We start from the raw sequence: 25,242 nt of genomic DNA on the forward strand, positions 1-25,242 counted from the left end.
GCTCCTTATCCCTGTTCTGGTTGGGAGATGGGCCTCGCATGGACGCCGCCCGCCGGAGCGCGCGGCAAATCGTTACTCGGAGGAAACGACCCATCTCGTGAGTCTGGATTGACAAAAGCAAATCGGGCGCCGTGCGCCCATGCTTTTAATACCGGCAAAGCGGAGCCGGGTCAACCTTTTTTCCAAAGAGGAGGGGCGAGCGGCTCAGTGAAATCGAGGCAGGCGTTCGGCCAGACCCATGGCGTGGCGGGCCAGCAGGTGTTTGGCCGGCGGCAGGCAATCCAGCGCAAACAGACCGATATTGCGAATCAGCGCGAGAGGCAGGAAATCGCTGGAAAAAATCCGGATCAGGCTGTCGGTAAAGGCGACGGTGTTGCGGAGGTCGCGCTGGCGGGCATCGGCGTAGCTGTGGAGAAAAGCCGGATCGCCGATGTCTTCGCCGAAGCCCTGCTTCACGATCAGGCGTTCGGCCAGTTGGGCGGCATCACGCAACCCCAGGTTGAAGCCCTGCCCCGCCACCGGATGGAGCTGGTGCATGGCATTGCCGATCAGCACCACCCGGTCGTCGGCCATGCGGCCGGCGCGGATCAGCTTGAGCGGGAAGGTCTGGCGCGGACCGACCGGACCCAGCGCTCCCAGCCAGTAGCCGAAGGCCTCCTGAAAGCGGGCCAGGAATTCGGCTTCCGATAGGGCACGCAACTCTTCGGCTTGGGACGGGACCAGCGTCCACACCACCGAGCAGCGCCGCCGCCCGAGCGGCAGCACGGCCAGCGGGCCGGAGGAGGTGAAGCGTTCGTAGGCGACGTTGCGGTGGTCGAGTTCGGTGGCGACTTCGAACACCAGGGCGGTCTGCCCGTATTCGCGGACGATCTGGGGGATTTCCAGCAACCGGCGGACGGTGGAATCGCTGCCGTCGGCGCCGACGACGAGACGGGCGGAAAGCATCAGGGTTTCCTCGCCGCGCTTGAGGCTGACGTGAACCGAATCCGGCCCGGCCCGCAGCCCGATCAGGCGGGCGGGCTGGATCAGCTCGACCGTTCCGGAATGCAGGGCGTCGGCCACCGCATCCTCGACATCGCGCGCGGTGACTACGTACCCCAAGGCCGCGACACCCTCGCGTTCGGCGCTGAGCCGGGTCTTGCCGAAATGGCCGCGGTCCGAGACATGGATGTCGCGGATCGGCGTGGCTTTCGGCTCGACCGCGGCCCAAACGCCCAGCGTCTCGAGTATCCGGGCTGTGCCGCGGGCCAGCGCCAGCGCGCGCGCCCCGGCGGGAGCCGTCTGGCGTTCGGATTCGGTGCGGCTCTCCACCACGGCCACCTTGAGCGGCGAACCGGCCAGGGCCAGCGCCAGGCTGCCGCCAGCCAGGCCGCCGCCGATGATGAGGACGTCGTAATCGAAAGTTTTCATGGCCGCATCAGCGCTTCAATCTCGGCGACCGTCTTGGGCACGCCGGAAGTGAGGACCTCGCAGCCCGCCGGGGTGACGAGGACGTCGTCCTCGATGCGGATGCCGATGCCCCGAAACCGCGGATCGACGTCCTCGCAGTCCGCCGGCACATAGAGCCCCGGCTCGACCGTGAGCACCATCCCGGGCTCCAGCTTGCGCCAGTCGCTGCCGGCCTTGTAGTCGCCCACGTCATGGACGTCCATGCCCAGCCAGTGCCCGGTCCGGTGCATGTAGAACTTCTTGTAGGCCTCGTCCTTGACGAGCCTGGCGGGCTTGCCTTCGAGCAGCCCCAGGGCGACCAGGCCTTTGGTCAGGACCCGGACCGCGGCGTCGTGCGGATCGTTCCAGTGCTTGCCCGGCCTGACCTCGCCGATCGCCGCCGTTTGCGCCTCCAGCACCAGTTCGTACAGGGCGCGCTGGGCCTCGCTGAAGCGGCCGTTGACCGGGAAGGTCCGGGTGATGTCGGCGGCGTAATGATCGTGCTCGGCGCCGGCATCGACCAGCAGCAGGTCGCCATCGCGCAGTATCGCGTCGTTGGCGGTGTAGTGCAGCGTGCAGGCATTGTTGCCACCGGCGACGATGCTGGGATAGGCGGGCGAGCGCATGCCGTGGCGAATGAATTCGTGCAGGATTTCCGCCTCGATCTGGTATTCGTACATGCCTGGGCGGCAGGCCCGCATGGCCCGCCTGTGCGCCGCGGCGGAGACTTCGGCGGCCCGCCGCATCAGCCCGATCTCGAGCTCCGACTTGAACAGCCGCGCCTCGTGCAGGAGCTTGTCGAGCGAGACGAACTGCTCCGGCACGCCAACCCCACTGCGCGCCCGGCTGCGGATGTTGTTGATCGCCCGCATCACCTGATCGTCGAATTCGGACTGATGCCCGATCGGGTAATACACGGTTTCGTGGTTTTCCAAGAGACCCGGGAGCACGGCATCGAGTTCGGTGATCGGATACGCCTCGTCCGCCCCAAACACCTCGCGGGCCCCCTCGAGCCCGGCGCTGCGCCCGACCCAAACGGCCATCTTGGCGTCGAATTCGCGGCAGAACAGCACGAATTCGCCCTCTTTCCGGCCAGGGATGAACACCGCCAGCGACTCGGGCTCGGTAAAGCCGGTGAGATAGGCGAAGTCGCTGTCCTGGCGGTAGGGGAACTCGACGTCGCGGTTGCGCACCGCGGCGGGCGCGCCGGCGATGAGCGCGACGCTCCTTTTCTTCATGCGCTTGAGCAGGCGGCGACGGCGCTGCTGGAATTCGGACAAGGGCAACATCGGATGACTCAATGAAGCTGGGGAGCGGCGTTCTGCTCGAATTCGCTGCGGACGAGCTGCACCCCGGCCCGGACGAATTCGGTCAGCTCGGCGTAAGCCTCTTCGTCGGTTTCATCGGCGTGTTCCGAGTCGAGGCGGGAAAGCTGTAGGATGTCGTCGAGCACCTCGGCGCATTCGCCGGGCCAGTCGCTGTCGGCCAGCTTGTAGCCCAGCCCATACAGGAATCCCTGACACCATTCGCCCAGCGCGCGGGCGCGGTCGCTCATCGCATGGTCGTCGTCCGGCAGGCACAGTTCGAAGCTGAAATCGAAGGCATCCAGTTGCTCGCGCGTGCGGTTGCACAAACTTTCGCAGCACGCCTGCTCGTCCGCATTCAGCCCGGCCTTGTCGTCGCCGAAGATGGCACTCAGCCACTGCTCGCAATCGAGCCGGCCGTCGACGCACAAAAGGCCCGCCAATGTGCCGTGGGCCTCGGCGACGCTGGCAGGGACGTGATGGTTGAGGAATATCGCCTGGATGTCCTCGTAAGAGGGACTCTCGTGCATGAGTGACTTGTCGAACTTGGGAGTATTTCATTATGCTAACATCCCTTGGGCTAGGGCCGGTACCCAAAGCCATGGCCACCAGCCCCGCAATACCCCTGACTTCGTCCCCATCTCCAGGAAATACGCGCCATGAGCGAACATCGCCCCATCAAAGTGCAGCTTCTCGGCAAGGAATACCCCATCGGCTGCGCCGAGGATGAGCAGCACGACCTGCTGATCGCCGCCCGTTTCCTCGACGAGAGAATGCGCAAGATCCGCGAAACCGGCCGCGTGATCGGCACCGAACGCATCGCGATCATGGCGGCCTTGAACATCGCCCATGAACTGGTCCAGGCCCAGCACGAGATCCGGCTCCTGAACCAGGGCCTGGCCAATCAGCATGCCATGAATTCGCTGGGTTCCGGCGGCGGCTGGAACGGTTGACCTCCGCGATAGCGGGAATTCCCAGACACGTCAAGTCTCTCACCTGCGCCGTTTATCGGGTAAGATAACTCCCCAGTATTCCCTGTAACGCTCGAAGCGTGCTGGGTTACTCTTTGAGCCTAATCTAAAACCCCGGGACTTTCGGGTGTTCGATGTGCGCAAGTCCGCTCCGAGCGGAAAGCCTGATTCGGCATCCTCAAATCCCACCTGAACCATATGGTTCAAGGGCGAAAGCATGCTACGGCGCAAACGGGGAATACTCTTTCTCGCCCCATGTCCATGACCGCGCCAACCGGCATCCGGACTCGAATCCGCGAGTGGCGACGCAGCCAATCTCCCTCCGAAGCTCGCCGAAAAAGCCTGCAAATCGCCAAGCAGTGCATCGGCTCCGGCTGGTTCGACGCCAAGGTCAGGATAGCGGCCTATCTTGCCCATGATGGCGAGGTGGAAACCACAGCCCTCTTCGAATACCTCCGCGAACTTGGCCGCACCGGCTTCGTCCCCATCCTGCGGAAGGAGCCCCGGCGCATGCTCTGGTTCGGCCCGTATGCCGGCACGGCCTCGATGCGTCCCAACCGCTACGGCATTCCCGAACCCCCTGTCGACCAAGGGACGATCACCGACGCCCGGGAACTCGATCTCGTGTTCATGCCCCTGGTGGCATTCGATCCGCGGGGAAACCGGCTCGGCATGGGCGGCGGCTATTACGACCGGACCTTCGCGTTCCGACTCGACGAACCCGCGTCCGCAAAACCCCGGCTGATCGGCCTCGCTTTCGAAGGCCAGAAGGTCGAGCGACTGGAAGCACAACCGTGGGACGTCCCGCTGGACGCCGTGGTCACCGAGGCAGGCATCTACCGCTTTCCAGCCCCTTCAGCCTGAATCCGTGCTGGAAAATTGCCGGAATGGGGAGTATTTTCCTCTTGCGGCAGGTCGAATGATCGTTGCCGGCCAACACGGAGTCCTGTGTATGCCAACGAGCCTCAACGTCCGCAAACCCCTCTCGCACGGCAGGACCGAGCCCTTGGTCCACATCGTCGACGACCAGCCGGCCGTGCGGGACGCGCTGAAAGCTCTGGTCGAGTCAGAGGGCTTGCCGGCGCGCTGCTTCGCCACCAGCAAAGCCTTTCTGGATTACTGCACCCCCGACACCCACGGCTGCATCGTGCTGGACCTGTGCCTGCCGGAAATGTCCGGCCTCGAACTGCAGAAGACTCTGACCGGCAAAGGGATACGGACGCCTATCATCTTCATCACCGGCCAGGGCGACGTGCCCGCGCTGGCGGAGGCCTTCCGGGGCGGTGCCTTCGATTTCATCGAAAAGCCGTTTGAAAATGAGGGCTTCCTGAACCGCCTCAGGGAAGCCATCGCCCTGGACCTGAGGAGTTCGGAGCACCGGCGCCGGCAAGCGGAAGCCCTTGCGCAATATGCTCGCCTCAGCAAGCGGGAGAAGCAGGTCCTGCACTGCACGGTCAAGGGTTACTCGTCCAAGGATACGGCCAAATCCCTCGGCATCAGCCATCGGACCGTCGAAATCTATCGCGCCAACGTGATGCGGAAGATGCAGGCCGAAACCCTGGCGGAACTGGTGCGGATAGCCCTGCTGCTCGAACCCGATTGAGCCCTCAATCGGGCGTGGGAATCGAAAGTTTCTCCTGCATTTCCAGCACTTCCTTCTCGGCCTCCAGCCAGTCTTCCAGCTCGCCGCCTCCGGCGAAGCCGCGTTTTTCGGCCCGGTAATAGGCCGCCTCCGCGATCAGCGCATGCAATAGATCGGGATCGGGCGGCGGCGGTACCGTCTCCACCTCGTCGTACGGAACAGGCTTGACGGTTCGGGACAATGCGGTTGCGACCATGATGTTTTCACCTCGTTAGAAGTTATGAGGTCGGAATCATTCTTTTCCTCCTCGATTTCTCCTTGATTTCTCCTTGTCACAGCCTTCCGGCCAGATCTTCCGGCCCCAAAGGCCCTGGCTCTTCAATCAGCGCCCGGGCGGCATCGACCCGGTCCCAGACGTTCCACAACAGCACGCCGCGCACACGGCCCTGGGCGAGGTAGTAGACCACGCCCTTGCGATAAGGCTCGGACCAGTCCTCGATGGTTTCCAGCCGCGAATCCAGTTCCCCCACCGCTTCATAGCCCAGCTCGAAGAGATCGGAATAGAAGTAGGGCAGATGCCGGTACGGATTCGCCTCGCCGGCCATGTTGCGCCCGGCCAGCCTGCCCATGGTGCGGGCGTTGTCCTCGTGTTCCACGTGCATCCAGCGGTCTAGGGCAGGGTTGTGAAAGGAGGCGACATCGCCGGCGGCATACACATCGGGATGGCCCGCCTGCAGAATCTCGTTGACGACGATGCCTCGGTCGACCGGAAGCCCGGCCAATTCGGCAAGCCGAGTTTCCGGCTCGATGCCGATGCCGGCGACGACGCCGTCCACGACGATTGCCTGCTCGCCCGGTGAGCCGGTCTCGCCGAGTGCGAGCCGGCATTTTTCTCCCTCCCGCGCGACGCCGGTGACGGTCCGGCCGCTGAGCAGTTCAACGCCTTGGTCGCCGTAATAGCCGTTGAGAAATCGGCAGAGGTCCCCCGGAAATACCCGAGCACCGATGCACTCCTCGGGGAAGATCATCACGACTTCCTTCCCGATCGAAGCCAGGGCCGCGGCGATTTCCGATCCGATGAAGCCGCCGCCGATGACGGCGAACTTCCGTCGACGATCCGTCAGCGCCCGCAGCCGAAGGTAGTCGTCGACGGTGCGGAAATACAGGATATCGTCGCCGCCGAACGGGAAACGGCGCGGCCGCCCCCCGGTGGCGAGGAGCAGCTTTTCGAAGCGGTAGAGCGTACCTTCGTCGTCGGTGACGCATTTGCCGGCCAGATCGAGCCCGGTCGCCGTCCGCCCCAGGAATGCGCTGATCCCGCACGTTTCGGTGCCGTACCATAGCTGGTCGAAAGACTTGCCGAGCCAGAGCCCCTTGGACAACAGCGGCCGTTTATAGGGCAGGTGCGGTTCCGCGCCGATGAGACCGATCGAACCTTGCGGATCGACCTCGCGTATGCCCCGGATCGCCGCATCCGCAGTCATGCCGCCGCCGACAATCAGGTATTTGTGGGTGTGCATGATCGTCCTCCGTGGATAACAAGAACCTTGTCAAAGCCAAGGGGTGAAGAGTCCATCCAGGCGTTCCGGCCGGGCCGGCGCGCGGAACCTCAGTATCATGGCGCCATGGCCGGTGCTGTCGATGCGCAAGCCGGCATGAACGCCTTGTCCCGCTTCCAGCAGGCCGATCGCGGTGACTTCCGCGATCGATTGAGTGATCTGCAGCGCCCCTTCCCCCAGCGACACGGAAAGGCTGCCGTCCTTCGGCTCGAAGGACAGGCCGCGGAACCGCACATCGCGCACGACGCAACGTTCTTCCGCGACATCGGCCATGTCGTTTTCCGCCGCAAGCAGTTTGTCCTTGATGCTGGTCGTCACCAGCCAGCCCCGGTGTTGACGGCTGAATTCCTCGCAGAAGGTAGCCCACTCGGGCGCAGCGACAGACTTGGTGCTCATTTCGTTCGCACCTTGACGACGCCTAGTCCATGCATCGGACCTTGAGCGCACTGACCTGGTCATGGAGACCGTATTCACCGAGGTGGTGCACCTTGTGTCCAGCGGTGAAAGTCGCAACCTGGCTGCGGTAATTCTCATCCTTGTTGCCCCAGCTCCGGATTTCCTGCTCATGATAGACCGGGCCGGAGGGAAGAGCGAAGTTTTCGTTCCCATAGACGCTCACCTCCGCGCCGGGACCGACTTCCAGGCTTTCGATCGCATCGTTCCAATCGGCCCCTTGAAGATTCTTCAGGCTCGCCAACTCGGTCGGACCGAAGATCCTCACCTGGGTACCCGTAAAGTCCGGACCGTTGTAAACGTCCACCCAGCAACTGCCGGAACGCGGGGCGGCCGATGCTGCCGAACCGCCTGCGACGAACACGAGTATCGTCAGCCAAGGATGAATAGCCGATGTCATTTTCATACGTCCTCCCTGCCGCCGGAAACCCGGCCGGCTCTGTCAAGGGAATGCCGGAATCGTCGGACCGGTGACCTCGAATGCGGCTTCCGGATGATGCTTCTGGACCCGTTGGTGCGTTTCTTCCACGCGCTCGCACGGCACATCCACCGTCAGCAAGAGATCGCGTTTTTCGCCCCACCGATCATTCTTGAGCAGAGAATCGGCTGCGTCCAGTCCCATCACGCCGACGCGCGCGATGCCTCCCATGGCCAACCCCGATCCACCGCCGCGGAAATGAATTCGCTCTGTCGAGAATAGAAGACCTCCGGACGATCGTCCAATGGCGTTCACGCCCTGGCCGGGATAGGAATACGCCGTTTTTCGATGCGCGCCAGCTCGGCCGTGGGGACCAGGACATCAATGCGCTTCATCGCAGCTCCCCGGCCCTTCAGTCATGGGCAGCGAGAGGATGGTGAACGACGTCTTCCTGCGCGATGACTTCCGCAATATCGGGCTTGCCCTCCACCGCACGGGAAATCGCCAGCTTGGTCGCCTGATAGTTCCAGTCCTGGATTTTGGCGTTGTCCTTGGCGTCCCAATGGATGAACACTCCGACACAAATGAACACGTGCTCAGCCTCTGCCTGCGGGATGATGCCTTCCTTGACCGAATCCACCACCGCCTTGGCCACGCCGCGTTCCGCCGGCCCGAACATCTGGGTCGCCTGCTTTTCGTTCTTGATCTCCACTTTGTTGAACATCACCGTGGCGGGTTTCGCCATCAGATTGGGCGCAACCAGAGCCAGCAAGGCGTTGTCGCCGCGCTTCTGATTGGTGAGGGTCGTGCAGAACGCTACTTCCGCGGCGCTCCCGCGGGGCCCCATGATGAGATCGATATGCGCCAGTTCGTTGCCTTCGCCGACCAGAGCCTCGCCCACCAGAACCCGATCGATCTTCAAACCGTTCATCTCGGTTTCTCCTGTATGTCTGTGGGGGACGGACCGCTGGTCCGACGAACATGTGGGATCACCTGTCCATCCTTCCCGCTTTGTAATGCCGGGGGCTGGCCGGCGCCAATACGAAGCGCTCCCTAAGTAGGTTTACGTATGGCGTGGAGCATCGAACGGTGGTTCACATCCGGCTATTTCACCAGCCTCTGGCAAGCGCTGGTCAGCGCATGCGGAATGAGTCGAGACGAGGTAGAGCGGGCGAGAGGCTGACGAAAGGTCACAGAAAACGCCCGGTGCGATCCCGCCGGAACTCCGTCTGCACGGACGAAGCTCGTCCGGATGCTCAGCGCCGCAGCAACAGGGTGCCGATGCCCTGGTCGGTGAACAGCTCCAGCAGCACGGCGTGGTCGACGCGGCCGTCGATGATGTGGGCGCTGTTGACGCCGCCGCGCAGCGCATCCATCGCGCAGCGGACCTTGGGGATCATGCCGCCGCTGATGGTGCCGTCCTCGATGAGGGCGTCGACCTCCTTGAGCGACAAGCCGGTCAGAAGCGCACCGTCCTTGCCCAGGATGCCCTGGGTGTTGGTCAGGAGGATCAACTTCTCGGCCTTGAGCACTTCGGCCATCTTGCCGGCGACGAGATCGGCGTTGATGTTGTAGGAGCAGCCGTCCTCGCCGACGCCGATCGGGGCGATCACCGGGATGAAATCGCTGTTGACCAGCATGTCCACCACCGCAGGATCGATGCTGGACACTTCGCCGACATGGCCGAGGTCGATGATTTCCGGGGCATCGGACTGCGGCTGGGACAGGCGGATCTTGCGCGCCCGGATCAGATCGCCGTCCTTCCCGCTCAAGCCCACCGCGGCACCGCCCTGGCGGTTGATGAGGTTGACGATGTCCTTGTTGACCAAGCCGCCCAGCACCATCTCCACCACGTCCATGGTCTCGGCGTCGGTGACCCGCATCCCCTGCACGAATTCGCTGGTTTTCCCCAAACGCTGCAGCAGATTGCCGATCTGCGGCCCGCCGCCGTGCACCACCACCGGGTTGATGCCGACCAGTTTCAGCAGCACGATGTCGCGGGCGAAGCTGTTCTTCAGGCGATCGTCGATCATGGCGTTGCCGCCGTACTTGACGACGAGGGTCTTGCCCTTGAAGCGCCGGATATACGGCAAGGCCTCGGTCAGGACGTGGGCGATCTGATTGGCGAAGGAGCTTTCCAAGGGTTCCTGTTGTTTCATGGGCAAACCAAGGCGTCAGTGGTTCTAGAAAGGCAGGTCGAGATCGGGCCGCACCTTCAGCAGCAACTCCCGGAAGCGCTGCTGAATGCGAGCCAGCCCTTCGGCGGTGTCGGCTTCGAAGCGGATCACCAGGGAAGGCGTGGTGTTGGAGGCGCGCACCAGCCCCCAGCCGTCGGCGAAATCGACCCGCAGGCCGTCGATGTCGGTCGTGCGGCCATCGCCGAAGTCGGCCAGGGCGCGCATTTTTTCGATGAAGGCGAGGTTCTCGCCCTCCTGCAGCCGCACGCCGAGTTCGGGCGTGTTGACGCTGTCCGGCAGCTCCGCGAACACCTCGGCGGTGGGACGCGGATCGGCGGACAGGATTTCCACCATCCGGGCGCAGGCGTAGATGCCGTCGTCGAAGCCGTACCAGCGCTCCTTGAAGAAGAAATGGCCGCTCATCTCGCCCGCCAGCAGGGCGCCGGTTTCCTTCATCTTGGCCTTGATCAGGGAATGGCCGGTCTTCCACATCAGCGGACGTCCGCCATGGCGCAGGATGTAACCGGCCAGATGGCGAGTGCATTTGACGTCGTAGATGATGTCGGCGCCGGGTTCGCGGGACAGCACGTCGGCGGCGAACAGCATCATCTGGCGGTCCGGCCAGATGATGTTCCCGGCCGAGTCGACCACGCCGAGCCGGTCGCCGTCGCCGTCGAAGGCCACGCCGAGGTCCGCGCCTTCCCGCTTCACCGTTTCGATCAGCACCGCCAGGTTTTCCGGCTTGCTCGGATCGGGGTGATGGTTGGGGAAATTGCCGTCGACCGTGCAATACAATTCGACCACTTCGCAATCCAGGGCGCGGAGGATCTGCGGCGCCACCACGGCGGCCACGCCGTTGCCGCAATCGACCACGATCTTGAATTGCCGGCCGACCTGCACGTCTTCCACGATCGCTAAGTGGTAATCGGGGAGCAGGTCGCGACGCTCGACCCGCCCTTCTCCGCTATGAAAATTCCCTGATTCGATGCGGCGCCGGAGGGTCTGGATGTCCTCGCCGGCCAGGGTCTGCCCTCCCAGCACGATCTTGAAGCCGTTGTAGTTGGCAGGATTGTGGCTGCCGGTCACCATGACGCCGGAACGACCCGCCAGCTCATGGGTGCCGAAATACAGGACGGGCGTGGGCGCCAGCCCCAGATCGGTGACCTCGCAGCCGGTCGTTCGCAATCCTTCCGCCAAGGCGGCGCAGAGCGCGGGACTGCTCAACCGCCCGTCGCGTGCGACGACGACCCGCCGCTCTCCTCGATCCAGCGCTTCGCTGCCGATGGCTCGGCCTATCGCCCGGGCCGCCGCCTCGGTCAAGGTATCACCGACGATGCCGCGAATGTCGTAAGCCCGGAACAGGGTGGGAGCAATGTCCGGAACGGGTCGCATAGCCATGGGAATCTCCTCTTTTTGATCGTTCATGGCCGGCGGCAACGGCGCCTCTTCCGGCACGGGGAATCGCATTTCCGAGTCACCCGGCAATGACGGGGCCGGGACTCCCTCCGACGGTATTGCGCCGAACGGCCTCAGGCCATCGACCACGTCCTGCATTTCCTTGAGCCTCGCCCGGCCGGCGTGGCGCGGGAGACTCGAGGGTGCCGCCGGGACCAGCGCTGATATCAGCGCCGCATCATGTTTCATCGCCTCCGCCAGCAGACGTCCGGCCCAAAGCAGCGCCGCCAGGATCAGCAGCAGCGCCGTTCCGCCTGCGGCGAAAGCCCACCACAGCGGGGATGGGTCCTGGGCCGGGCGCCAGTAGACGATCCGCCAGCCGCGGCTGCCCAGCACCGATGCGTCACCGTCCGGAGGTTCGGCCCGGCGGGCGCGGTCGCCGGTGAAGACCAGGGGCAGTTCGCCTTGCCTGAGCTCCAGCGCGGCGCCAAAAGGCATCGGAACCGAGCGCATGGCATCGAGCAGGATATCGGGGGAGAGGCTGGCCAGCAGCACGCCCCGCCCGTCGACGAGCGGCACGGCGAGCGCGACGTGGACGTTCGGGCTGTTGGCCGCATGCATCGCCGGCAATGACTCCCCACGCCGGGCATCCCGAATCGCCTCCAGGTCGGCATAACCCATCGCCGGCACGCGGGAAGTATCCAGCAGGTCGCTATGGTTGGGCACCAGACGCACGAGGAGCGATCCCGGCAGCGCACCGGTGAGCCGGCTTTCCTCCGCGGCGATCCGAGAGGGATCGCCGGCCGCCAGGGCTTCGTCCAGCCGGGCATCGCTGCCCATGCCGCTCAAGGCCCGGAAAGACCAGCCGAGACGGTCGCGCACATTGAACGCCGCGGCGTCGGCCGCAGCCGCCATCGCCTCCCGGCTGGAGGCTTCGACACGATGCCGCTCGGCCCAGACGAGCCCAGCCGCCGTCGCGGCCACCGCCAGCATCGACACCAGACCGACCGACCATAACAGCCGGCGAAGGCTCAACAAGGGCACGGCTAATGCCGGCCGGTATGGCCGAACCCGCCCTCGGCCCGCCGGCTTTCGGCGAACGCTTCGACCTGCTCGAAGGCAACCTGGGCCACCGGCACGAACACCATCTGGGCGATGCGCTCGCCGACGGCGATTTCGAAGGCTTCCGAGCCCCGGTTCCAGCAGGACACCATCACCTGGCCCTGGTAGTCGGAATCGATCAGGCCCACCAGATTGCCCAGCACGATGCCGTGCTTGTGGCCCAGTCCCGAGCGCGGCAACAGCATGGCCGCCAGCGCCGGATCGCCGATGTGGATGGCGAAACCGGTCGGGATCAAGTGCGTCTCGCCCGGGCGCAGCACCAGCGGTGCGTCGAGGCAGGCCCGGAGGTCGAGCCCGGCGGCACCCGGCGTGGCATAGTGCGGCAGCGGGATTTCGTTGCCGAGGCGGGGATCAAGGATCCTGATCTGTATTTTCGGCATAGTAACGTTCGGCTATCAATCGAATCAGTCGGTGGGCGATTTCGGTCTTGGAGGCCAGCGGCAAATGGCATTCTCCACCGCGCCAGCACACGAACAGGGCATTTTCGTCGCGCTCGAAACCGCCCGGCGCCGCGCCGCCCACCTCGTTGGCGGCCACCAGGTCGGCGCCTTTGGCCTCCAGCTTGGCGCGGGCATGGGCCTCGACCTCACCGGTCTCGGCGGCGAATCCCACGACAAAAGGCTTGTCCGGCAAGGCCGCGATGGAACGGAGGATGTCCCGGGTCCGGCTCAGGGTCAGCTCCAGCCGATCGGCGTGTTTCTTGATCTTGGCATCCGCCACCCGTGCCGGCGTGTAATCCGCCACGGCGGCGGTGCCGATGTAGATGTCCGTCCGGTCCGTCCGCGCCATGACCGCCTCATGCATTTCGGCGGCGGTTTCCACCCTCACGGTCTCGACGCCAGCGGGCGCATCGAGCGCGACCGGTCCGCTGATCAAGGTGACGTCCGCGCCGGCGCGCCGCGCCGCGGCGGCCAAGGCGTAGCCCATTTTTCCGGAACTGCGGTTGCCGATGAAACGCACGGGGTCGATGGGCTCGCGGGTCGGGCCCGCGCTGATCAGCACCCTGAGGCCCGAAAGCAGGCCGCCCGCCGCCAGCGCATCGGCGAGGTCGAGGACGAGCCGGGCGGGCTCCCGCATCCGGCCCGGCCCCGTCTCGCCGCACGCCTGATCGCCTTCATCCGGCCCCAACAGGGCAACTCCCCGGCCGGCCAAAGCGGCGGCGTGGGAGCGGGTCGCCGGATGCAGCCACATCGCACGGTTCATTGCCGGCGCCAGAAACAGTGGCACTTCAGCAGCCAGGCACAGGGTGGCCAGCAGGTCGTCGGCCAGCCCGAGGCTGATGCGGGCCATGAAATCCGCCGAAGCCGGCGCGACCAGGATGGCATCCGCCCAGCGGGACAACTGGATGTGCCCCATCGCCGACTCGGCACCGGGCATGAACATGTCGTGGGCGACCGGATGGCCGGACAGGGCTTCGAAAGTCAAAGGCTGGACGAACCGACAGGCCGCCGGCGTCATCGCCACACGCACCTCGGCGCCGGCCTGGCGCAGGCGGCGGGTGATCTCTGCGGCCTTATAGGCCGCAATGCCGCCGGTCACGCCGAGGAGAATGCGCTTGTGGTGGAGATCAGCCAAGGACGAAGTCAGGGAAGGGTCACACGGGGCGACATTATGGCAAGTTTAGTCCAGCCCTTCTATGCTTGAAACGACCCGACACGAAAGGATACCCGACCATGCCCATCACCGACTGGCCCGCCGACGAACGCCCACGCGAACGGCTACTGAAGCTCGGCCCCGCCGCCCTGTCCGACGCCGAATTGCTGGCCATTTTTCTGCGGACCGGCATCGCCGGCAAAAGCGCGGTCGACCTCGCGCGCGACCTTCTGCAGGAATTCGGCTCGCTGTCCGCCCTGCTCAAGGCGGACCACCAGCGTTTCGTGAGATCGGCCGGGCTCGGCACGGCAAAGTACACGCAAATCCAGGCCGTGCTCGAACTCGCGCGGCGCCATTTCGAGGAATGCCTGAAGCGCGAGGATGCGCTCACCAGCCCCGAGCTGACGCGGCAATATCTCTCGAACTGGCTGAAGGGCAAACCTTATGAGGTGTTCGTCGGGCTGTTCCTGGACAACCAGCACCGGGTGATCCGCGCGGAGGAACTGTTCCGCGGCACCATAGACGGGGCCTCGGTCTACCCTCGGGAAGTGGTCAAGCAGGCGCTCTCCGAAAACGCGGCGGCCATGATCTTCGCCCACAACCACCCCTCCGGCATCTGCGAACCCAGCGACGCCGACCGCATGCTCACGCAAAGGCTGAAGCAGGCGCTGGGACTGGTCGACATCCGCGTGCTCGACCATTTCATCATCGGCGACGGCATGCCTTATTCCTTTGCCGAGCGGGGGTTGCTCTGAGCCCATGAGCGACACCCCATCGAGCCGCCCCTGCGGCAGCGGGAGGAACTTCAAGCATTGCTGCGCCGCTTGACGGGCGACTCTCCCCTGGTGTCGACGCCGAGTTTCAGTTCGACGCCACGATCAGGTACATCCCCAACCCCACCATCACCAAGCCGCTGAGCAGCTTGAGCCAGCGGCCTTCGCTCTCCTGGAGCCTGCGCTGGCTCAGGGTGACGACACCGACGCCGAGCACGATGACGTCGTCCAACATGTAGGCGAGATTGTACAAGAGGAGATACGCGTAGTACTCGGCGCCGCCCAACTGGCGCAGAGTCAGGATCCGGGTGTACAGGGCCGGAAACCCCGAGGTGCAAAGGAGTTCGACCAACTGGACCAGGACGGCGAGCACCACGGCACCGATCATGGCGCCCCAGAGGTTTTCCGCCTGCAGGATGCGCCGCATGCGGGCGTAGATGCCTGGCTTGGCGGCCGCCGGTATGGACAGCGAGACGCCGCGGCCGTAAGCCCAGAAATCCTTGAGGTGGATCGATCCGGCCAGAAGGGCGATCGCCGCGACGACGAGTTCCGATACCCGCGAAATGCCTATCAACACGAACAGATTGAGCCAAGCGGCCATGAACGCGAAATAGGCGATTCCTTCCACCGCCACGAAGGCGCCTGCGATCGCCAGCATGCGCAGCCGGTCCTTCATCGGCGCCAGCAGTGAGATCATGAGGATCAGCACCCACAGCGAACACGGATTGAAGCCGTCAAGGAGTCCCAGGACGACGGTGAAAGCGGGCAATCCGGCCTGTTCGAGGGTGATCCGTTGCCCGAACAGTTCGACCGCGAAGGTTTCGGGCGTTGCCGGAGCCGCGGTTCCGGGGCCGCAGGTCAGGGACGCCTCGGCTTCGCAGCTCTCCGCCCCGCCCGGTCCGGCCCATCCGGCGTCGCCCAGCGCAGCGACGATCCGCTGCCCATCGCCTGATTCATCCGAATAGCCGACGATCCATTGCCCGCGCACCAGGAACGACGGGACCCTGGCGGATTGGTGCCGCTCGGCGGCAATCGCTTGCAACCGGGCCAGAGCGGTTTGGTCCTTCGCGACGTCCCGAATCAGGATGCGCAGGCCGGGGCGCTCGCGGCCGAGCGTTGCGAGAAAAGCTTCGGCCCGCTCGCAATGCGGACAGCCTTCGCGGACGAAGGCTTCGACGTCCGCCGGGGCCGACTGAACCGCTGCACCGCCTGCGGAAGCTTCCGCTACCGCGGCGCCCGGCAGCGCCATGCAGACGGTCAGCGCTAACAGCAGAGGCCAGCGCTTCCATCCGTGTCGAGGCCGCATGCGCCGCATCAGTCGATGCGCAGAACCAACTTGCCGGTGGCGTGGCCGGCTTCGATGGCCTCGTGCACGCGGGCGGCCTGTTCCAGCGGATAGACGCCGCCGAGATGCAGCTCGAGCTTGCCGGCATCGATCCATTCGCCGCAGGCGCGGAGGATTTCCACATGATGGTCCCGCGCTGCGTCCAGCTTGCGCAGCATCGGCACCAGCATCAGTTCGAAGCCTATCCTGAGGTTGCGCATCCGCGCCTCGGCCAAGGACGTGCCGCCGGTATCGAGCAGGGTCACCAGGTCGCCGAAGTGGGCGGTGCACTCGATGCTGCGGCGGAACACCTCGGGACCGACCGTGTCCAGCACGAGATCGGCGCCCCGGCCGCCGGTCAGGGCGTTGACCTCGGCGACGAAATCCCGATGCCGGTAATCGATGGTTTCATCGGCGCCCCAGCCCCTGGCCAGCGCGGCCTTGTCTTCGGAAGACACGGTGGCGATCACCCGCGCGCCGCGCAGTTTGGCCAATTGCACGGCGACATGGCCGACGCCGCCGGCGGCGGCATGCACCAGGACGGTCTGGCCCGCCTGCAAGCGTCCGCGGTCGTATAAAGCACCCCAGGCGGTGATGAGCACCAGGGGACCGGCCGCGGCGCTGATGAAATCCAGCGACTGCGGTATGGGCGCCGCCCAGCGCTGGTCCAGCACGGTGTATTCGGCATAGTTGCCCTGCGCCGCGCCGAGCCCGCCGTTGCAGAACCACACCCGGTCGCCGACACGGAAGCGGTTGACCTCGGCCCCCGTTTCGACGACTTCGCCGGCGCCGTCGCAGCCGAGCACCGCTGGCAGCGCGTCGTCGTAGAACAACCCGCGGCGGCGGACCTTGGTGTCGATGGGATTGACGCCGGCCGCCTTGAGCCGAACCTTGATGTCGGTCGGCGCCGCCAGCGCCGGCTCGGGCAGTTCGCGCAGCTCCAGCACCTCGGCGGCCTCGCCGGGCTTGGTCATGACGATGGCTTTCATGGATGTCCTCTCCGTTGGGTTCGATGGCTGTGATGGGCGGCGGCCACGGTGTCGTCCGACCGCCGGTATCGGGAATCTGGCCGCCGCACGCCCAGGAAGCGGCTCAGCCAATACGGCTTGCTCAGGCTGGAGACCTTGACGCCGGAATGACTGCTGGAGGCATGGACGAAGGATTCGTTGCCGATGTAGATGCCGACGTGGGAATACGAGCGCCCGTCCGTCCTGAAAAACAGGAGATCGCCGGGAAGGCGGCAATTCTTGGGCACCTCAGGCAGCTTGCTCGCCATCTCGCGGGCGGTGCGCGGCAGATCGATGCCGTGCCGCTGATAGACGTGCTGGACGAAGCCGCTGCAGTCGAATCCTCTCTCCGGCGACGCTCCGCCCCACACGTACGGCACCCCTTGCAGACTCAATGCGTAGGGCACGACCTGGCCGTTGGCGGCGGCCGGCGCGCTTTGCTTCACCTCGGGCGTGCTCGCGCAGCCCGACAGGAGCGCCGGGAGCATCAGCAGGATGAAGCGCAATAGCGGAACCACGGCCATCGGCAGTTGAAGCGTGTTAGGTCACGGACCGCCATTATCCGGAGATTCCGCGGCGGGAGAAAGGGCGCGGCCCGGCTCGCCTCAAGGAGCCTCGGCCAGAAAGATCGCCCGGCGGGGCGCGGGATGGCCTTCGACCGTGCGGGAGGAATCCTCCGGGTCGAGGAAGTCCGGCAGCGACTGGAATTGCATCCAGCCGGTCGAGCGTTGCTCCTGGATCGTGGTGGGAGACACGTCGACCAGGCGGACATCGCGGTAACCCGCGCGCGCCAGCCAGGACAGCAGGGTCGGGGGGGATGGAATGAACCAGACGTTGCGCATCTGGGCATAGCGTCCCTCGGGCACCAATACCTGGCCCGCCTCGCCTTCGATGACCAGGGTTTCCAGCACCAATTCCCCGCCCGGCCGAAGACAACCCTTCAATTCCGCCAGATGGTCGAACGGCGAGCGGCGGTGATACAGCACCCCCATCGAGAACACGGTGTCGAAAACCCGGGTCTCGGACGGAAAGTCTTCGATCCCCAAAGGCAGCACGGCGACCGGCCAGTCTCCGGCGAAATGGCGCACGGCCAGGAACTGCGCCACGCTGAGCAGGGTGGGATCGATCCCGATGACGGCTTTCGCCCCGGCCCCCAGCATGCGCCAGGCGTGATAGCCATTGCCGCAGCCGACGTCGAGGACCCGCCGGCCGGCCAGTGGCGCGATCGCGTGCTGCAGCCGGCGCCATTTCAGGTCGGAGCGCCATTCGGTGTCGATGACGATGCCGTGAATGTCGTACGGCCCCTTGCGCCAGGGGTGAAGCCGGCGCAGAGCGGATTCGATGGCTTGCCGGGCAAGCCTGTCGCAATCGCCATCCCGGCCCAACGATACCGTATCCGCCGCAAAATCCACCGCCGAAGGCGCAACCTCGGGCAGATCCTGCAATAGCGCGCGCCACCTCGGCCAATTGCCGTGGCGGCTGCCTGCCAGCGCCGCTTCGATCCGGGGCAGCAGGATCTCCGCCCAGCCTGGGAAACACCGTGGGGCCAGCAGCCCGGCAAACAGCTCGCGATCGCTCATGCACCACCCGCCCCGGCCGCCGGGCCGGCCGTGCTAGAATCCGCCGAAGCCTCGGCACGGTGCCGAGCAGCACCACGACACGGAGGAATCAAGGCATGAGCCGGCCCGACATCGAAGCCGTCACATCCTATCTGCTGACTCTTCAGGAGAGCATCTGCAGTACGCTGGAAACCGAAGAACCGCGCGCCCGCTTCATGGAGGACCGCTGGGAGCACGCCGCCGGCGGCGGGGGCAGGACCCGCGTCCTGAGCGGCGGGGAGACCTTCGAGCAGGGCGGCGTCAACTTCTCTCATGTCCGCGGCGCCAGCCTGCCGGCCTCGGCCACCGCGCATCGTCCGGAACTGGCCGGCCGCAGCTTCCAGGCGACCGGCGTGTCGCTGGTCATCCATCCGCTGAATCCCTATGTCCCCACCTCGCATGCCAATGTGCGGTTCTTCCTCGCCGAGAAGGAAGGCGAGGCACCGATCTGGTGGTTCGGCGGCGGCTTCGACCTGACGCCTTACTACCCGTTCGAAGACGACGTGATCCACTGGCACAGGACGAGCCGGGACGCCTGCCTGCCGTTCGGGACGGACGTCTATCCGCGGTTCAAGCGCTGGTGCGACGAGTATTTTTTCCTGAAGCATCGCAACGAGACCCGAGGCGTGGGCGGCCTGTTCTTCGACGACCTGAACGAGTGGGGATTCGAACGCTGTTTCGCGTTCCTGCGCAGCGTAGGCGACCATTATCTGAAGGCTTACCTGCCGATCGTCCAGCGGCGGAAGGCGACGCCCTACGGCGAAAGGGAGCGGGAATTCCAGCTTTACCGGCGCGGGCGCTACGTCGAATTCAACTTGGTTTACGATCGCGGAACCCTGTTCGGGCTCCAGTCGGGCGGGAGAACGGAATCCATCCTCATGTCACTGCCTCCCGTCGCCCACTGGCGCTACAACTGGCGACCGCAACAAGGCAGTGCCGAGGAAAACCTGTACCTCAACTATCTGAAGCCGCGGGAATGGCTGGAATCATGATTCCTTGTGGGCCAATGGCTCCTTGAACGCATTGGCGTTGCGCTGCACCAGATCCTTGATCAGCGGCTCCAGGCCCGTCTGCGCCACCTGGTTGGTGAAGCTGGTGCGATAGTTCTGCAGCAGGCTGATGCCTTCGATCAGGATGTCGTAGACCTTCCACTCGCTGCCGGTCTGCACCATGCGATAGTTCACCGCAATCGGCTGCGCACCTTCCTGCAGGACTTCGGTCCGGACCATGATCTTGCCCGCCGACACATCCTGTGAGGGAAGATAGCGGATATCCCAGTTGGAATACTCGGTAAACGCCGTGGTGTAGGTCCTGACCAAGAGCGTTTTGAACTCCTTCTTGAACCGCTCTCTCTGATCCGGCGTGGCGGTCTTCCAGTATTTGCCGAGGACCAGAATGGAAACCCGCTCGAAATCCACATGCGGATCGATGATGCGCTCGACCAGTTCGGTCGCCTTGCGGAAGTCCTCCTTGTACTCGGGCTTCTGCAGCGAACTCTGGAGTTGGTTCGACGTCTGCTGGATCACTTGCTGCGGAGGCGAGAGTTGCTCGGCATAGGCCGATGCCGCAGACGCCCCGCACAGCAATAGCACGAATTGCAAGCAACTCGCGTAACGCAATACGGCCTTGGCATTCATGAAAGACTCCTGAGGGAATGAGGGAAAACGGGGGTAAAAAGCACGCGGTATCATAGCGTGCGGGCCTTCAGTACACTATACCATTCGATTCGGAAACCACCCACTCCATGGACATGCTCGACACCCGCCCCGGACCATTCCCGTCCATCCGCCCACGCCGCATGCGCAAGGATGATTTCAGCCGCCGCCTGATGCGGGAAAACCGGCTGACGGTGGACGACCTGATTTATCCCCTGTTCGTCACGGAAGGCACCAAGGTCCGCGAACCGGTCGCCTCCATGCCCGGCGTCGAACGCCTTAGCGTCGACCTGCTGCTGGAGGAAGCCGCCGCGGCGCTCGAGCTCGGCATTCCGGCCGTCGCTCTGTTCCCGGTGATCGCTCCGGACAAGAAGGACCAGGAAGCCAGCGAAGCCTGGAACCCGGAAGGCTTGGCCCAGCGCGCCGTCAGGGTCCTGAAGGCGCGGCTGCCCGAACTCGGCGTCATCACCGACGTCGCCCTGGATCCCTTCACCTCGCACGGCCAGGACGGGCTGATCGACGATACCGGCTACGTGATCAACGACCAAACCGTGGACGCCCTGGTGAAACAGGCCCTGTCCCACGCCGCCGCCGGCGCCGACGTGGTGGCCCCTTCCGACATGATGGACGGCCGCATCGGCGCCATCCGGCAGGCGCTCGAGGCCGAGGGCTTCGTCAACACCCGCATCCTCGCCTACTCGGCGAAGTATGCCTCCAGCTTCTACGGCCCGTTCCGCGACGCGGTGGGCTCGGCCGCGAATCTCGGCGGCGGCAACAAATACAGCTACCAGATGGACCCCGCCAACGGCGACGAAGCCCTGCGGGAAGTCGAACTGGACTTGCGGGAAGGTGCGGACATGGTCATGGTCAAGCCCGGCATGCCTTACCTGGACATCGTGCGGCGGGTGAAGGAGCGCTTCGGCGTACCCACCTATGCCTACCAGGTCAGCGGCGAGTACGCCATGCTGAAGGCCGCGGCGCAGAACGGCTGGCTGGACGAGCGCGCAGTCGTCCTGGAATCGCTGCTGGCCTTCAAGCGAGCCGGCGCCGACGGCATCCTCAGCTATTTCGCCAAGGACGTGGCGACTTGGCTGAAATGACCCGGCCCGACCGATACGCGGTGTTCGGGCACCCGATCAAGCACAGCCAATCGCCCCGCATCCACGCCCTGTTCGCCGCCCAGACCGGCCAGGACCTGGTCTATGCCGCCGAGGACGTACCGCCCGAACGGTTCGAATCCCGCGTCCGCGAGTTCTTCGGCAGCGGCGGCCGCGGCCTCAACTGCACCGTCCCGCTCAAGGAACTCGCCTGGCGACTCGCGGACAGCCGGAGCGACCGGGCGGAGCGGGCGGGCGCCGTCAATACGCTGGCATTGCGGGACGACGGCTCGGTGTTCGGCGACAACACCGACGGCATCGGCCTGCTTCGCGACCTGCGGGACAACCTCGGCCTGGACCTTGCGGGCGCCAAAGTCCTCGTGCTCGGCGCTGGCGGGGCGACGCGGGGAATCCTGGCGCCCCTGCTGGCGGAACGGCCGGCCCGGCTGGTCATCGCCAACCGCACCATCGCCACGGCGGAAACCCTGGCGGCGGAATTCGGCGACCTGGGCCCCGTCGAAGGCTGCGGCTTCGCCGATCTGGCCGGGCACCGCTTCGACCTGATCCTCAACGCCACCGCCGCCAGCCTGAGCGGCGAACTCCCGCCGCTCCCCGCCGACGCGCTCGCCCCCGGCGGCAGTTGCTACGACCTGGCTTACGCCTTCGAACCCACGCCCTTCGTGCGGTGGGGACGGGAAAAGCAGGCTAGCGTCAGCACCGACGGCATCGGCATGCTGGTGGAGCAGGCGGCCGAGGCCTTCCTGCTCTGGCGCGGCGTGCGCCCGGAAACGCGGCCAGTGATCGAAACCCTCGAAGCCGAGCGGCGAACCGTGAAGTGATCTGGCGGAGCGACACTCGAAGAAAAACCCGGCCGGGAACGCCTACTACTCCGTCAAAAGGTGGAGCTGTTCCATCCCCAGAAACTCCCGGCGGCATCGGTGAACTCGATGTAGACGCGCGTCGGCGCTATTCCAGCGAAATCCTCTAGCAGCGAGCACAAGGCCCGGGACAAGACCTTGGTCTTGCCAGCGGGGAGGCCGATGCTCTTCAGTTCCAGGAAAGCCGCCGGCTCATCCGTGCCGGCGAAAAGCATGGCCGGATTCGAGGTGAGCTCCACCATCACATAGCGTTCCGGCTTGCCCAGTTCGCTGGCTATTCTTTGGGAAGCCGCGGCCAGCAGCGCTTTCGACTTCTCGGGTTCGAGCCCGCGGCTCATCTGGATTTTCAGGTAAGGCATGGTGTTCTCCTGGTAGTTGGCTTCCGCCTCGGACGCGAACGGCCGCTTCAAGCCCCGATCGTCACCCGACACGCCGTATTCGGCGCACGCGATGCGTGCCGCTGACGCAGCCTATGGACCAATACCCCTATCATGCAAATACTGGTCCTTCAACCTGACATACCCATCGCGGGAATGAATCAGGAATTCGAGTTCGGAGTCCTTCAGGGGCCGCGCCTGCTTGGCGGGCGATCCGACATAGAGGAATCCGCTCTCCAAACGTTTGCCCGGCGGCACCAGGGTGCCGGCGCCGACCATGACATGGTCCTCGACGACCGCGCCGTCCATGACGATGGCGCCGATGCCGATCAGGCATAAATCGCCGATGGTGCAGCCGTGCAGCACGGCGCGGTGGCCCACGGTGACGCCGGCGCCGACGATCAGGGGGAATCCGGCCTCGTTGAAGGCGCTGGGCTGGGTGACGTGCAGCACGCTGCCGTCCTGGATGTTGGTGGCGGAGCCGATTTCGATGCGGTGCACGTCACCGCGGGCCACCACCATCGGCCAGATCGACACGTCGTCGCCCAGGCTCACGTCGCCCGCGACGAAGGCGCTTTCCGCGACGAATACGTTCCGGCCCAGTGCGGGGTGGATGCCATTGTAGCGCTGGATCGCCATTTTTCTCCTCTCTGTCGGTCGGCGTTCTGGCGAGGGCCGCCGGCCGCTATACTAGGCCCCACGCAGGAGGAGAGTCGCCATGCCCATCGCCGGTTTCATACTTTTCGGGGTGCTGATCCTGATCGCCTTGTACGTGATCCTGATCTACAACCGTCTCGTGCAACTCAAGCATGATACCGTAAAAGCCTGGGCCAACATCGACGTGCTCCTGGCCCAGCGCCACGACGAGTTGCCGAAGCTGGTGGAAACCTGCAAGCAGTACATGAAGCACGAGAAGGAGACCCTGGAACGGGTGATCCAGGCCCGCAGCGGCGTGTCCGCGGCGCGCGAACATCACGACGTCCGGGCCCTGGGCTCCGCCGAAGGCGAATTGCGGCAGGGACTCATGAGCCTTTTCGCCGTGGCGGAGAACTACCCGGAGCTCAAGGCGGACCAGTCGTTCCGGGCGCTGGAGCGACGCATCACCGAGCTGGAAAGCTCGATCGCCGACCGCCGCGAGTTCTACAACGACCACGTCAACGCCAACAACGTCCGGCTCGACCAGTTCCCCGACGTCATCATCGCCCGGCTGTTCGGCTTCAAGCCATTCGAGCTGCTGGAATTCTCGGATACCGACATCAGCAACCCGGACCTGCGCGCCCTGTTCGGCTGATGGGGCTGTCCGACTGGCTCGCGGCGGCCGCGGAGCGCGAAATCTGGCTGCTGGCGTGGTTGAGTATCGCGGCGGCGGCCTTGTGCCTGTGGCGGGGCTTCGGCCATCTGAGCCACGGCCGGGCGATCACCGACCGTCCGACTTCGCGCATCCGCTCGGCGGCCCAGGGCTACGTCGAGCTGGAAGGGCGTGCCCGAATGATGCCGGGCGAACCCATCGTCGCACCGCTGAGCGGAAAGCGCTGCGTCTGGTACCGCTACACCCTGGAACGCAAAGACCGGGAAAGCGGTGACTCGGACTGGCAAACCCTCGACGAGGGCGCCAGCACCGCCATCTTCGAGATCGAGGACGAAACCGGCCGCTGCGTCGTCGATCCGGAGGACGCCGAGGTGCTGGCGCCCATCCGTGTGAGCTGGCGCGGCCTTTACCCCCGGCCCGGCGGCCTGCCGCGCGGGCGCCGAAGTCTCTGGGACGTCCTGTGCCCGGCCGGTCCCTACCGCTATACCGAGTCCCGCATCCCCGAAGGCGAATGGCTTTTCGTTTCCGGCCAGTTCGCCGGCATCGGCGGCGGCGACTGCTCCCCGGAGGAAGAAACCCGAGACCTGCTGGCGGCCTGGAAACGGGACAAAGCGGCTTTGCTGCGGCGCTTCGACACGAACCGGGACGGCGACATCGACCTGGAGGAATGGGAGACGGCGCGGGAAGCGGCCCGTAACGAGGTCTTGCAGCGGCGCGGCACGGCGGCGCACCCGATCGAGCTCAACGTGCTGCGGAAGCCCCGCGATGGATCGAGGTTCCTGATCTCGGCGCTGCCCCAGGAGCACCTCGCCCGGCGCCATCTGTGGCTAGGGCTGGCCTGGCTGGCGGGTTTCCTGCTCGCCGCGGGCCTGGGCGGCGCAGTGTCGGCCAGACTGTGGACCGGTTAGCCGGGTTTGCGTGAAGCCTTCTCTTCCAGGCCCGACATGCCGAAGCGCCGGGCCAGTTCCCGCAGCACGTCGTCCGGCCCGAGTCCCTGCTGGGCGAGCAGCACGCAGCAGTGGAACCACAGGTCGGCCATTTCGTAGACGATCTTGTCGCGTTCCCCGTCCTTGGCGGCGATCACGGTTTCGGTCGCCTCCTCGCCGATCTTCTTGAGGATGGTGTCGAGCCCCTTGGCGTACAGGCTCGCGGCATAGCTCTTCTCCGGCGCCTCCGACTTGCGCTGCTCGAGGATTTCCGCCAACCGGTCGAGGACGTCCAT

The 25,242-nt window shown here is 65.2% G+C and carries 31 protein-coding genes and 1 other RNA gene; 11 read left to right on the forward strand and 21 right to left on the reverse strand.

The annotated features are described in order from the left end of the window. Positions 1–204: 204 nt before the first annotated feature. The 3 genes from ubiH to GNH96_RS00450 are packed head-to-tail and all read right to left on the reverse strand — an operon-like array spanning position 205 to position 3,262. Entirely contained in the window at positions 205–1,410 is a 1,206-nt protein-coding gene (gene ubiH, locus GNH96_RS00440; protein WP_169601280.1) for a 2-octaprenyl-6-methoxyphenyl hydroxylase, read from the reverse strand. Then, complete coding sequence (gene pepP, locus GNH96_RS00445) at positions 1,407–2,717, reverse strand: Xaa-Pro aminopeptidase (RefSeq protein WP_188114784.1); 1,311 nt, start codon at positions 2,715–2,717, stop codon at positions 1,407–1,409. Before pepP ends, ubiH begins: the two co-directional genes overlap by 4 nt. Before the next feature lie 8 nt (positions 2,718–2,725). After that, a complete protein-coding gene (locus tag GNH96_RS00450; RefSeq protein ID WP_169601281.1) occupies positions 2,726–3,262 on the reverse strand; it encodes a UPF0149 family protein in 537 nt (178 codons plus the stop codon). A gap of 129 nt (positions 3,263–3,391) precedes the next feature. On the opposite strand from GNH96_RS00450, the gene GNH96_RS00455 reads away from it, so the two are divergent. The 4 genes from GNH96_RS00455 (at position 3,392) to GNH96_RS00470 (ending at position 5,306) form a co-directional block, all read left to right on the forward strand. Beyond that, positions 3,392–3,685, forward strand: a complete 294-nt coding sequence (locus GNH96_RS00455) for a cell division protein ZapA (protein ID WP_169601283.1) — start codon at positions 3,392–3,394, stop codon at positions 3,683–3,685. 76 nt (positions 3,686–3,761) lie between these two features. Continuing rightward, a non-coding RNA gene (gene ssrS / locus GNH96_RS00460) (6S RNA) lies at positions 3,762–3,945 on the forward strand. 19 nt (positions 3,946–3,964) lie between these two features. Next, positions 3,965–4,567 (forward strand): 5-formyltetrahydrofolate cyclo-ligase, encoded by a 603-nt coding sequence (locus GNH96_RS00465; RefSeq protein WP_169601285.1) that lies wholly within the window; start codon positions 3,965–3,967, stop codon positions 4,565–4,567. 88 nt (positions 4,568–4,655) lie between these two features. Next, positions 4,656–5,306, forward strand: a complete 651-nt coding sequence (locus GNH96_RS00470) for a response regulator transcription factor (RefSeq protein ID WP_169601287.1) — start codon at positions 4,656–4,658, stop codon at positions 5,304–5,306. Positions 5,307–5,310: 4 nt separating this feature from the next. Here GNH96_RS00470 and GNH96_RS00475 read toward each other — a convergent pair whose 3' ends face one another. The 10 genes from GNH96_RS00475 to coaBC form a co-directional block, all read right to left on the reverse strand. After that, positions 5,311–5,541: a DUF2934 domain-containing protein gene (locus GNH96_RS00475; RefSeq protein ID WP_169601289.1), complete on the reverse strand. Its 231-nt coding sequence runs from the start codon at positions 5,539–5,541 to the stop codon at positions 5,311–5,313. Between the two features lie 76 nt (positions 5,542–5,617). Next, on the reverse strand, positions 5,618–6,805 hold the full coding sequence (locus tag GNH96_RS00480; RefSeq protein WP_169601291.1) for an NAD(P)/FAD-dependent oxidoreductase: 1,188 nt from the start codon (positions 6,803–6,805) through the stop codon (positions 5,618–5,620). 30 nt (positions 6,806–6,835) lie between these two features. Next, positions 6,836–7,240, reverse strand: a complete 405-nt coding sequence (locus GNH96_RS00485) for a DUF5335 family protein (protein ID WP_169601292.1) — start codon at positions 7,238–7,240, stop codon at positions 6,836–6,838. A gap of 22 nt (positions 7,241–7,262) precedes the next feature. After that, positions 7,263–7,703: a peptidase inhibitor family I36 protein gene (locus tag GNH96_RS00490; protein WP_169601293.1), complete on the reverse strand. Its 441-nt coding sequence runs from the start codon at positions 7,701–7,703 to the stop codon at positions 7,263–7,265. Between the two features lie 36 nt (positions 7,704–7,739). After that, complete coding sequence (locus tag GNH96_RS15935) at positions 7,740–7,946, reverse strand: hypothetical protein (protein WP_228719933.1); 207 nt, start codon at positions 7,944–7,946, stop codon at positions 7,740–7,742. A 181-nt stretch (positions 7,947–8,127) separates the two neighbouring features. Then, entirely contained in the window at positions 8,128–8,646 is a 519-nt protein-coding gene (fae, locus tag GNH96_RS00500) for a formaldehyde-activating enzyme (protein WP_169601294.1), read from the reverse strand. Positions 8,647–8,971: 325 nt separating this feature from the next. Next, on the reverse strand, positions 8,972–9,874 hold the full coding sequence (gene argB / locus GNH96_RS00505; RefSeq protein ID WP_169601295.1) for an acetylglutamate kinase: 903 nt from the start codon (positions 9,872–9,874) through the stop codon (positions 8,972–8,974). A gap of 24 nt (positions 9,875–9,898) precedes the next feature. Beyond that, positions 9,899–12,331, reverse strand: coding sequence for a phosphomannomutase/phosphoglucomutase (locus GNH96_RS16210; RefSeq protein ID WP_323848036.1), 2,433 nt, complete (start codon positions 12,329–12,331; stop codon positions 9,899–9,901). Positions 12,332–12,333: 2 nt separating this feature from the next. After that, positions 12,334–12,789, reverse strand: coding sequence for a dUTP diphosphatase (dut, locus tag GNH96_RS00515; protein ID WP_169601296.1), 456 nt, complete (start codon positions 12,787–12,789; stop codon positions 12,334–12,336). Continuing rightward, positions 12,761–13,984 carry a bifunctional phosphopantothenoylcysteine decarboxylase/phosphopantothenate--cysteine ligase CoaBC gene (gene coaBC / locus GNH96_RS00520; RefSeq protein WP_169601298.1) on the reverse strand — a complete coding sequence of 408 codons (1,224 nt, stop codon included), beginning with the start codon at positions 13,982–13,984 and terminating at the stop codon, positions 12,761–12,763. The genes dut and coaBC overlap by 29 nt, the downstream gene beginning before the upstream one ends. 98 nt (positions 13,985–14,082) lie before the next feature. Between coaBC and radC the strand changes: the two genes are divergently transcribed. Beyond that, a complete protein-coding gene (gene radC / locus GNH96_RS00525; protein ID WP_169601299.1) occupies positions 14,083–14,757 on the forward strand; it encodes a RadC family protein in 675 nt (224 codons plus the stop codon). A 4-nt stretch (positions 14,758–14,761) separates the two neighbouring features. Further along, positions 14,762–14,830 (forward strand): SEC-C metal-binding domain-containing protein, encoded by a 69-nt coding sequence (locus tag GNH96_RS16275; protein ID WP_407658842.1) that lies wholly within the window; start codon positions 14,762–14,764, stop codon positions 14,828–14,830. Between the two features lie 33 nt (positions 14,831–14,863). Here the strand turns inward: GNH96_RS16275 and GNH96_RS00535 are convergent, their stop codons facing one another. From GNH96_RS00535 to cmoB, 4 genes are all read right to left on the reverse strand, one after another. After that, positions 14,864–16,081 (reverse strand): glutaredoxin family protein, encoded by a 1,218-nt coding sequence (locus GNH96_RS00535; protein WP_169601303.1) that lies wholly within the window; start codon positions 16,079–16,081, stop codon positions 14,864–14,866. Between the two features lie 8 nt (positions 16,082–16,089). Further along, the gene (locus tag GNH96_RS00540) at positions 16,090–17,088 is read right to left on the reverse strand and encodes a zinc-dependent alcohol dehydrogenase family protein (protein ID WP_169601305.1); all 999 of its coding nucleotides are present in this window, start codon (positions 17,086–17,088) and stop codon (positions 16,090–16,092) included. Continuing rightward, complete coding sequence (locus tag GNH96_RS00545) at positions 17,085–17,630, reverse strand: C40 family peptidase (RefSeq protein ID WP_169601307.1); 546 nt, start codon at positions 17,628–17,630, stop codon at positions 17,085–17,087. Before GNH96_RS00545 ends, GNH96_RS00540 begins: the two co-directional genes overlap by 4 nt. Positions 17,631–17,711: 81 nt before the next feature. Further along, positions 17,712–18,686: a tRNA 5-methoxyuridine(34)/uridine 5-oxyacetic acid(34) synthase CmoB gene (gene cmoB / locus GNH96_RS00550; RefSeq protein ID WP_169601309.1), complete on the reverse strand. Its 975-nt coding sequence runs from the start codon at positions 18,684–18,686 to the stop codon at positions 17,712–17,714. 95 nt (positions 18,687–18,781) lie between these two features. Here cmoB and hemF point away from each other — a divergent pair, with 95 nt between their 5' ends. Beyond that, complete coding sequence (gene hemF, locus GNH96_RS00555) at positions 18,782–19,696, forward strand: oxygen-dependent coproporphyrinogen oxidase (protein ID WP_169601311.1); 915 nt, start codon at positions 18,782–18,784, stop codon at positions 19,694–19,696. Here the strand turns inward: hemF and GNH96_RS00560 are convergent. Next, positions 19,691–20,341 (reverse strand): MlaC/ttg2D family ABC transporter substrate-binding protein, encoded by a 651-nt coding sequence (locus GNH96_RS00560; protein ID WP_169601313.1) that lies wholly within the window; start codon positions 20,339–20,341, stop codon positions 19,691–19,693. The genes hemF and GNH96_RS00560 overlap by 6 nt on opposite strands. A gap of 113 nt (positions 20,342–20,454) precedes the next feature. Here GNH96_RS00560 and hemB point away from each other — a divergent pair, with 113 nt between their 5' ends. Next, on the forward strand, positions 20,455–21,459 hold the full coding sequence (gene hemB, locus GNH96_RS00565; RefSeq protein WP_169604525.1) for a porphobilinogen synthase: 1,005 nt from the start codon (positions 20,455–20,457) through the stop codon (positions 21,457–21,459). Then, positions 21,456–22,295, forward strand: coding sequence for a shikimate dehydrogenase (aroE, locus tag GNH96_RS00570; protein WP_169604526.1), 840 nt, complete (start codon positions 21,456–21,458; stop codon positions 22,293–22,295). Before hemB ends, aroE begins: the two co-directional genes overlap by 4 nt. 53 nt (positions 22,296–22,348) lie before the next feature. Here the strand turns inward: aroE and GNH96_RS00575 are convergent, their stop codons facing one another. Both GNH96_RS00575 and GNH96_RS00580 read right to left on the reverse strand, forming a co-directional pair. Next, positions 22,349–22,744 carry a phenylpyruvate tautomerase MIF-related protein gene (locus tag GNH96_RS00575; protein WP_228719934.1) on the reverse strand — a complete coding sequence of 132 codons (396 nt, stop codon included), beginning with the start codon at positions 22,742–22,744 and terminating at the stop codon, positions 22,349–22,351. Between the two features lie 60 nt (positions 22,745–22,804). Beyond that, a complete protein-coding gene (locus GNH96_RS00580; protein ID WP_169601315.1) occupies positions 22,805–23,350 on the reverse strand; it encodes a gamma carbonic anhydrase family protein in 546 nt (181 codons plus the stop codon). 79 nt (positions 23,351–23,429) lie between these two features. Here GNH96_RS00580 and GNH96_RS00585 point away from each other — a divergent pair, with 79 nt between their 5' ends. Together GNH96_RS00585 and GNH96_RS00590 are read left to right on the forward strand one after the other, a co-directional pair. After that, positions 23,430–24,002, forward strand: coding sequence for a LemA family protein (locus GNH96_RS00585; protein WP_169601317.1), 573 nt, complete (start codon positions 23,430–23,432; stop codon positions 24,000–24,002). Beyond that, the gene (locus tag GNH96_RS00590) at positions 24,002–24,928 is read left to right on the forward strand and encodes a GIDE domain-containing protein (RefSeq protein ID WP_169601319.1); all 927 of its coding nucleotides are present in this window, start codon (positions 24,002–24,004) and stop codon (positions 24,926–24,928) included. Before GNH96_RS00585 ends, GNH96_RS00590 begins: the two co-directional genes overlap by 1 nt. Here the strand turns inward: GNH96_RS00590 and GNH96_RS00595 are convergent. Continuing rightward, complete coding sequence (locus tag GNH96_RS00595; protein ID WP_169601321.1) at positions 24,925–25,242, reverse strand: phosphoribosyl-ATP diphosphatase; 318 nt, start codon at positions 25,240–25,242, stop codon at positions 24,925–24,927. The two genes, GNH96_RS00590 and GNH96_RS00595, sit on opposite strands and share 4 nt — an antisense overlap.

The sequence above is a fragment of the Methylococcus geothermalis genome (genome assembly GCF_012769535.1).
GTDB lineage: Bacteria > Pseudomonadota > Gammaproteobacteria > Methylococcales > Methylococcaceae > Methylococcus > Methylococcus geothermalis.

What these genes read in the sequence shown, in the direction of transcription:
- ubiH (WP_169601280.1), bottom strand. Translation starts at nt 1,410, where the DNA reads ATGAAAACTTTCGATTACGACGTCCTCATCATCGGCGGCGGCCTGGCT.
- pepP (WP_188114784.1), bottom strand. Translation starts at nt 2,717, where the DNA reads ATGTTGCCCTTGTCCGAATTCCAGCAGCGCCGTCGCCGCCTGCTCAAG.
- GNH96_RS00450 (WP_169601281.1), bottom strand. Translation starts at nt 3,262, where the DNA reads ATGCACGAGAGTCCCTCTTACGAGGACATCCAGGCGATATTCCTCAAC.
- GNH96_RS00455 (WP_169601283.1), top strand. Translation starts at nt 3,392, where the DNA reads ATGAGCGAACATCGCCCCATCAAAGTGCAGCTTCTCGGCAAGGAATAC.
- GNH96_RS00465 (WP_169601285.1), top strand. Translation starts at nt 3,965, where the DNA reads ATGACCGCGCCAACCGGCATCCGGACTCGAATCCGCGAGTGGCGACGC.
- GNH96_RS00470 (WP_169601287.1), top strand. Translation starts at nt 4,656, where the DNA reads ATGCCAACGAGCCTCAACGTCCGCAAACCCCTCTCGCACGGCAGGACC.
- GNH96_RS00475 (WP_169601289.1), bottom strand. Translation starts at nt 5,541, where the DNA reads ATGGTCGCAACCGCATTGTCCCGAACCGTCAAGCCTGTTCCGTACGAC.
- GNH96_RS00480 (WP_169601291.1), bottom strand. Translation starts at nt 6,805, where the DNA reads ATGCACACCCACAAATACCTGATTGTCGGCGGCGGCATGACTGCGGAT.
- GNH96_RS00485 (WP_169601292.1), bottom strand. Translation starts at nt 7,240, where the DNA reads ATGAGCACCAAGTCTGTCGCTGCGCCCGAGTGGGCTACCTTCTGCGAG.
- GNH96_RS00490 (WP_169601293.1), bottom strand. Translation starts at nt 7,703, where the DNA reads ATGAAAATGACATCGGCTATTCATCCTTGGCTGACGATACTCGTGTTC.
- GNH96_RS15935 (WP_228719933.1), bottom strand. Translation starts at nt 7,946, where the DNA reads ATGGGAGGCATCGCGCGCGTCGGCGTGATGGGACTGGACGCAGCCGAT.
- fae (WP_169601294.1), bottom strand. Translation starts at nt 8,646, where the DNA reads ATGAACGGTTTGAAGATCGATCGGGTTCTGGTGGGCGAGGCTCTGGTC.
- argB (WP_169601295.1), bottom strand. Translation starts at nt 9,874, where the DNA reads ATGAAACAACAGGAACCCTTGGAAAGCTCCTTCGCCAATCAGATCGCC.
- dut (WP_169601296.1), bottom strand. Translation starts at nt 12,789, where the DNA reads ATGCCGAAAATACAGATCAGGATCCTTGATCCCCGCCTCGGCAACGAA.
- radC (WP_169601299.1), top strand. Translation starts at nt 14,083, where the DNA reads ATGCCCATCACCGACTGGCCCGCCGACGAACGCCCACGCGAACGGCTA.
- GNH96_RS00535 (WP_169601303.1), bottom strand. Translation starts at nt 16,081, where the DNA reads ATGCGGCCTCGACACGGATGGAAGCGCTGGCCTCTGCTGTTAGCGCTG.
- GNH96_RS00540 (WP_169601305.1), bottom strand. Translation starts at nt 17,088, where the DNA reads ATGAAAGCCATCGTCATGACCAAGCCCGGCGAGGCCGCCGAGGTGCTG.
- GNH96_RS00545 (WP_169601307.1), bottom strand. Translation starts at nt 17,630, where the DNA reads ATGGCCGTGGTTCCGCTATTGCGCTTCATCCTGCTGATGCTCCCGGCG.
- cmoB (WP_169601309.1), bottom strand. Translation starts at nt 18,686, where the DNA reads ATGAGCGATCGCGAGCTGTTTGCCGGGCTGCTGGCCCCACGGTGTTTC.
- hemF (WP_169601311.1), top strand. Translation starts at nt 18,782, where the DNA reads ATGAGCCGGCCCGACATCGAAGCCGTCACATCCTATCTGCTGACTCTT.
- GNH96_RS00560 (WP_169601313.1), bottom strand. Translation starts at nt 20,341, where the DNA reads ATGAATGCCAAGGCCGTATTGCGTTACGCGAGTTGCTTGCAATTCGTG.
- hemB (WP_169604525.1), top strand. Translation starts at nt 20,455, where the DNA reads ATGCTCGACACCCGCCCCGGACCATTCCCGTCCATCCGCCCACGCCGC.
- aroE (WP_169604526.1), top strand. Translation starts at nt 21,456, where the DNA reads ATGACCCGGCCCGACCGATACGCGGTGTTCGGGCACCCGATCAAGCAC.
- GNH96_RS00580 (WP_169601315.1), bottom strand. Translation starts at nt 23,350, where the DNA reads ATGGCGATCCAGCGCTACAATGGCATCCACCCCGCACTGGGCCGGAAC.
- GNH96_RS00585 (WP_169601317.1), top strand. Translation starts at nt 23,430, where the DNA reads ATGCCCATCGCCGGTTTCATACTTTTCGGGGTGCTGATCCTGATCGCC.
- GNH96_RS00590 (WP_169601319.1), top strand. Translation starts at nt 24,002, where the DNA reads ATGGGGCTGTCCGACTGGCTCGCGGCGGCCGCGGAGCGCGAAATCTGG.
- GNH96_RS00595 (WP_169601321.1), bottom strand. Translation starts at nt 25,242, where the DNA reads ATGGACGTCCTCGACCGGTTGGCGGAAATCCTCGAGCAGCGCAAGTCG.